The organism is Pseudomonas sp., from assembly GCF_036404235.1.
Classification (GTDB): domain Bacteria; phylum Pseudomonadota; class Gammaproteobacteria; order Pseudomonadales; family Pseudomonadaceae; genus Aquipseudomonas.
In genome coordinates this window covers 1-5,547 of the sequence record NZ_DASWOT010000153.1, presented here as the reverse complement: position 1 = coordinate 5,547, position 5,547 = coordinate 1, and the positions used below count along the sequence as shown (strand labels likewise).

At 59.9% G+C, this 5,547-nt stretch carries 4 protein-coding genes; 1 reads left to right on the top strand and 3 read right to left on the bottom strand.

Going from position 1 to position 5,547, the window contains the following annotated elements:
- Nucleotides 1-76: 76 nt before the first annotated feature.
- The 3 genes from VGC62_RS19250 to VGC62_RS19240 form a co-directional block, all read right to left on the bottom strand.
- Nucleotides 77-499 carry an SUMF1/EgtB/PvdO family nonheme iron enzyme gene (locus VGC62_RS19250; protein ID WP_331188675.1) on the bottom strand — a complete coding sequence of 141 codons (423 nt, stop codon included), beginning with the start codon at nt 497-499 and terminating at the stop codon, nt 77-79.
- 155 nt (nt 500-654) lie between these two features.
- Entirely contained in the window at nt 655-1,980 is a 1,326-nt protein-coding gene (locus VGC62_RS19245) for an arylsulfatase (RefSeq protein ID WP_331188674.1), read from the bottom strand.
- 62 nt (nt 1,981-2,042) lie between these two features.
- A complete protein-coding gene (locus VGC62_RS19240; RefSeq protein WP_331188673.1) occupies nt 2,043-4,289 on the bottom strand; it encodes a TonB-dependent receptor in 2,247 nt (748 codons plus the stop codon).
- Nucleotides 4,290-4,663: 374 nt separating this feature from the next.
- Between VGC62_RS19240 and VGC62_RS19235 the strand changes: the two genes are divergently transcribed.
- A partial coding sequence (locus VGC62_RS19235) for an alpha/beta hydrolase (RefSeq protein WP_331188672.1) occupies nt 4,664-5,547 on the top strand: 884 nt, incomplete at its 3' end.

Here is a 5,547-nt window from a genome sequence, read left to right as displayed (position 1 = left end):
GGTGTATTCCATCAGGCTCCAGCACATCGCCCCATGGAAACACCTGATCGACACTCCCACCTCGCGCGGCTGCTTCCTATTGCGCCTCGGTAGGCAGTGATTTACCTGCCCATCGTGCGTAGGCATGAGCATCGTTCCAGGAAACATGCACCACCGGATGGTCACGACAATCGTCGTAGCTCGATGCAAGCCCCAACGGTCTGCGCCATGATGCGCCGGGTACGGCACACCACCAGGGCGTGGCGCTGGGACCTTGTTCCAGGCATGCGGTGCCTGGGGGCAACAACCCGGCAAAAACAAATGACCAACCAAAAACTTCGGCATCGGTCACATAGCCCGTATGCGCCACGAATAGCGCGAATTGCTCAGAGGTCACTGCTTGGGCGTCCATCAGGAACCCATCGACGTACACCTCTCGGACGGGCCCCTCGCCGTCGGCAGTGATGCATTCACCTCCCTCCCCGCCCAATCGATACACGCCTGCGGGAATCGCAAGCATTTCAGCGCTTGGCACATCAGTTGACTGAAGCAGCGACACGCTTGCACATGTGGCTTGATCACGAACGGGGCCGCAGCAGTCGCTCATGGATATTCCACCGACGGCTCTCGCGCCTGGGCCAGATACGTTTCCAACTGGGCGATGACAGTCGGGTTCTAGGCCGCGATATTGTGGCTCTCCTTCGGATCCGCCTTGAGATCGTAAAGCTCCAACGCCTGGCCCTTGCTCATGCGGATCGCCTTCCAGTTGCCCCATCGCACCGCCTGGCGAAATTCCGGCTCGAAGGTCTCCCAGTAGAAATAGCGCGGCTTGAGACCGGCGCCCTCATGCTTCAACAGCTCACCGAGATCGACTCCATCGCCGGTTACAGCGGGCGCGCCGGCCAGCGCCAGCGCCGTCGGCAAGAAATCCGGAAAGTAGATCGGCTCATCACTCAGGCTGCCTGCCTTGATGGTGCCGGGCCAGCGCACGATGAAGGGCTCGTGGATGCCGCCTTCATAGAGATCACGCTTGTAGCCGCGATAGATACCGCTGGAGTCGAAAAACTCGACCACCGCTGTTTGTGCGGCAGTGGGCTCCGAACGGGCACCGTTGTCCGAGGCGAAAAACACCACGGTGTCGCGGTCTAGCCCCTGCTCCGCCAAGGTTCGCAGGACGTTCCCCACACCTTGGTCCATCAGCTCGATCATCGCCGCGTAGGACTTTTGATCCTGAGTCCAGGGCTCACCCGCAAACGATCCATAGCTGGGAGCGATATACGGGCTGTGCGGCGCGCTGTAGCCCAGAAACAGAAAGAACGGCTGATCGGTGTTGCGACGGATGAAATCGCAGGCATCGTCGGTACACAGATCGGTTTCGTAATGCGCGGCGGTATGCCCAAGCGCTTGAGGAACATCGACCAGTTGCCGGTCGTGATAGCGCTGGGTCGGGAAATACCCTTGGGTGCTTGGTGTCTGGATCAACCAGCCACGAAACTCATCGAAGCCGCGATCCATGGGCGTCGCTTGAGGGTCATAGCCGTCCAGGTGCCACTTGCCCATCAGGCCGGTGCGATAACCCTGCGTTTGCAATTGCTGAGCGACCGTCACGTCTCGCGCCCCAAGGCTGGCGCGGCGAATAGTCTTGCCGCCCGACTCCCCCACGGTGCCCCCCGCCAGTGCGAAGTTGGCGCGGATTCGGCTGTGCCCTGTATTAAGACCGGTCAACAGAGTGCAGCGTGAAGGGGAGCAGATGGGCGCTCCGGCATACGCTTGGGTGAAACGCTTGCCTTCACGGGCCAGGCTGTCAATGTGCGGTGTGCGAAGACGGTGCTGACCATAGCAGCCGACATCGCCAATCCCCAGGTCATCAGCAAGGATGAAGATGATATTCGGCTTGCGCGCTCCTGCCTGGGCCATGCTGGGTAGCGCGGCCATCGCCAGGGTAGTGCCCGCCAATTCGAGGAAGTGCCTGCGCGCCAGGCTGTCAAAGGGGTTGCTCACGAGGCTGAACTCCGGATGGGGTAGCAATCGACACGTCGTCATATGAGAGCTGGATGTGGCCCTTAGAAGTTGTATCCGACCGTCATTCCAAGCGTGCGCGGGTCACCCATCACACCAAAGGAGGAGGCATAACTGCCGGTATTGAGCGTGCGGAACCAGCGTTTGTTGGCCACGTTATTGACCCACAGCGAGGCATTCCAGGTGCCGTCCGCGTACTTGCCGCTAAGTCCGGTAGAGAGATTCAGCAAGCCATAACCCGGAATGCGCGAGTACTGCGAGTTGTCGACCGCGCCATAGGACCAGGTCCGGTAGGAGAAGCGGCCAGCCACAAACGCTTGCAGTGCGTCGAACGTCTGCCACTCATAACGACTGGTCAGGGAATAGGTGGCTTTAGGTGAACGGAACACACGTTCGCCGCTCAAGTCGCAGCTAGTCGCCTTGCTGCCACCCAAGGTCACTTCGGCCGCACAGGGTGCACCTTTGAAGTCCTGATATTTATTGTCCAGCAAGGTACCGTTGAAGTTGAAGCTCAAACCTTCAAGCGGCTTAAGCTCCAGATTGGTTTCCAGGCCCCTCGAACGCATGGTCCCGGCATTCATCAGGTAGCTCGTCTCAGTTTCGAGGTCATAGGCGGAGGTCTGGTAGTTGCGCACCTGCGAGTAGAACGCCGCCAGCTCGAAGTTGATGCGGTTCTGCAACCATTGGCTCTTGAAGCCCACTTCGCCGCCGCGGGTGTTTTCCGGTTCCACCAACAGGCTGTCATAGCCCGCCTTGCCTGCCGCCCCTGAGGACACGTTCATGCCGCCAGATTTCTTGCCGTAGGCCAGGGTCATGTAACCCTGCAACTGTGGGGTGAAGTAATAGGCAAAGTTGAGCATCCCGGCGGGCAGCTGTTCGTACTGATTGAGCTCCCCGGAGTCGAATGGATTTTTGTTGACGCGGCGAAACGATCCGGATTTTTTTTCGTAACTGTCACGCACACCCGCGGTGATATCGAAGCGGTCGTTAACGTGCCACGTCCCTTGACCGTAAAGCGAGAACACGCTGTCGTCGACCTGGCCCCAGCGCCTGACCGACAGCCCGGTGTTGGCAGCAGTGCCATACCATTGCGTGGTTCGCGCACCGGGCGCGTAGTAATCGTGTGCCAGAGTGTCGAGGTTTTCGCCCCAGTAAGTAGCGCCCAGTGCATAGTCGAAGTGCTCGCCCTTGGGCGAGTCCAGGCGCAGATCCTGAGACCAGACGCGGTCCCAGACGTCCGCACCGCTGCCCGAATACAGGGGGATATCCAAAGTGTCGGTGCTGTTGGGTTGATAGCCAAAATAGCGGTAGGCCGAGACGGATCGCAGATTGTAGCCATCACCCAGTTTCCAGTTGGCTTCGGCCGACACCCCGCCTTGACGCACATAGGCTTCGTTCTCGTCATCGGTATTGACCTTGCGGCCGCCGCCCACCACGTGGGCCCCCACCTGATTGGCGCGATCGAGATAGGGCTGGGTGCCGTTGATGGTGTACAGCTTGTCGAGCGTCTGCACCGGGTAGCTGGTAGAGGTGTTGAGGTCGGCGATGATCCGCAGGTTGAAATCGTCGCCAGGCTGCCACAGCAGTTGTCCGCGAACGCCATCCTGGTTACTGCCGCCCAATTCGTGACCGGTGTATTCGTTCTTGATAAAGCCGCCCTTCTCCGTATGGGACAGGTTGATGCGCCCCGCCAGGGTGTCGGTCAGCGGGCCGGAGAACATGAATTGCGTTTGTGTGTAGCCGCGTTGGCCGATGGATTGGCTCACTGAGCCTTCAGGGGTGAATGTCGGCTTGCGGCTATGAATGTCGATGGCGCCCGCCGTGGTATTGAAACCATGCAGCGTACCCTGGGGCCCGCTGAAGACCTCGGCGCTCTCTATATCGAGCAGGTCGTTGGAGAGCATGCCAGGGCGGCTCAGGTAAACGTTGTCCAGAAACAACCCCACACTGCTGGGCATGCCGATGTTGATTTCGCTGCCACCGCCGTCACCCAGGCCACGGATAGTCAGGCGCGTATCGAACGGGTCTGAGGCTGTCACTTCCAGGCCGGAAGCGATCTGCTGCAGATCTTCGAGGCGATACACGCCTTGCTGCTCCAGGGTCTTGCCCGTCAGTCGCTGCGTGGACGCAGGCGGTTGTTGCGCATCGGCCTGGCGCACCCCTTGCACCTGCACCGTGTCTAGCCGTTGCTCTGGCGCTGCGCTGGCGGGCGCAGACGACAGGAACATGGTGTGGCCAAGGGCGATGCCGGCCACCCAGAGAGAGTTTTTCTGCTGACTGTGATGTTTCATTCGAATATCCAGCATGCGAGCCGATGCCTGTCATCGACGCGCTGTCGATGGCAAATGCTTGGGTATGGGTGAAAAGGATTAGGTAGCCACTCGTGGCACGGCGACGTTAAATCACGCGCAATGCCAGATGACCAAAGACCGAAACCTTATGCTGCTATGCGCAAAAGAGATAAGCGCGACGCTGTATGGCCGTATCGGTTATGTAAGAAACGCAAAAAAAATTTGGCAGAAACGCATTGGCGATCTACAGAATGCAGGGGGCTTAATAGGCGTTATGCCTGTTTTTTCGGCAACGAATGCCGGCCTCGACACCATTGCAGCTGTGAGCAATGTGGGGCCATGGCGCTCTCCTACCCGATAGATCAAGGAACAAGATGAAAGCGCTCCCCAGAGCTTGGCCCGCCTGTCTGTCGCGCGTAGGCACAATAGTACTGACGCTGTGGACAGGCGTGCTGGCCGCCCAGCCTACCTCGCTACCGGCTGTATCGACTTTTACCCAAGACATCGCCATTACCGACACTGGCTATCGTGCTCCGGGTGCGGACGCGGCGCAGCGCAGCTTCGCCAACGGAGTGACTCGAATGGCTAATCTGCACTATGCCAGCCCCAGCACGGATCAGTCGCCCCTGCCCCTGGATCTGTATCTGCCCGCCACGCCAGCTGTTCGTCGACCCTTGATCGTTTATATCCACGGTGGCGGATGGTCTGGCGGTGATGCACGGACCACCGGCGCCTTCGAGGACTTTCCCGCTGTGCTGGCTCGCTTCGCCGCTCAGGGCTACGCCGTGGCGTCGGTAAACTATCGCCTGAGCGGGACAGCGATCTTCCCGGCAGCGCAGGACGATGTTCACGCGGCAATCGGCTGGTTGCAGGATCACGCCTCCCAGTACGCGCTCGATCCCCAACGCCTGGCGGTGTGGGGCAATTCATCTGGCGGCCATCTGGCAGCGCTGACGGCGCTCGGATGCGATGCGGATACCCGTAGCCATCCATGCCCCAAGGTATTGATCGGCTGGTTCGGCATCTACGACATGCAGCGCATTCTCGCCGACGATGACTATCCGCGCATCCGCGACGCGGCACGCCGATTCATGGGTTGTACCAATACCCCCTGCGCGACTGCCACCGTCAAGGCCACCAGCGCAGCGCCACGGCCTGGCGCTGAAAAAACGGCGGTGTTGCTGATACACGGCACGGCAGATCCTGTAGTCCCCTACACACAATCGGTGGCGCTTGCCGATGCGTTGAAACGCCAGGG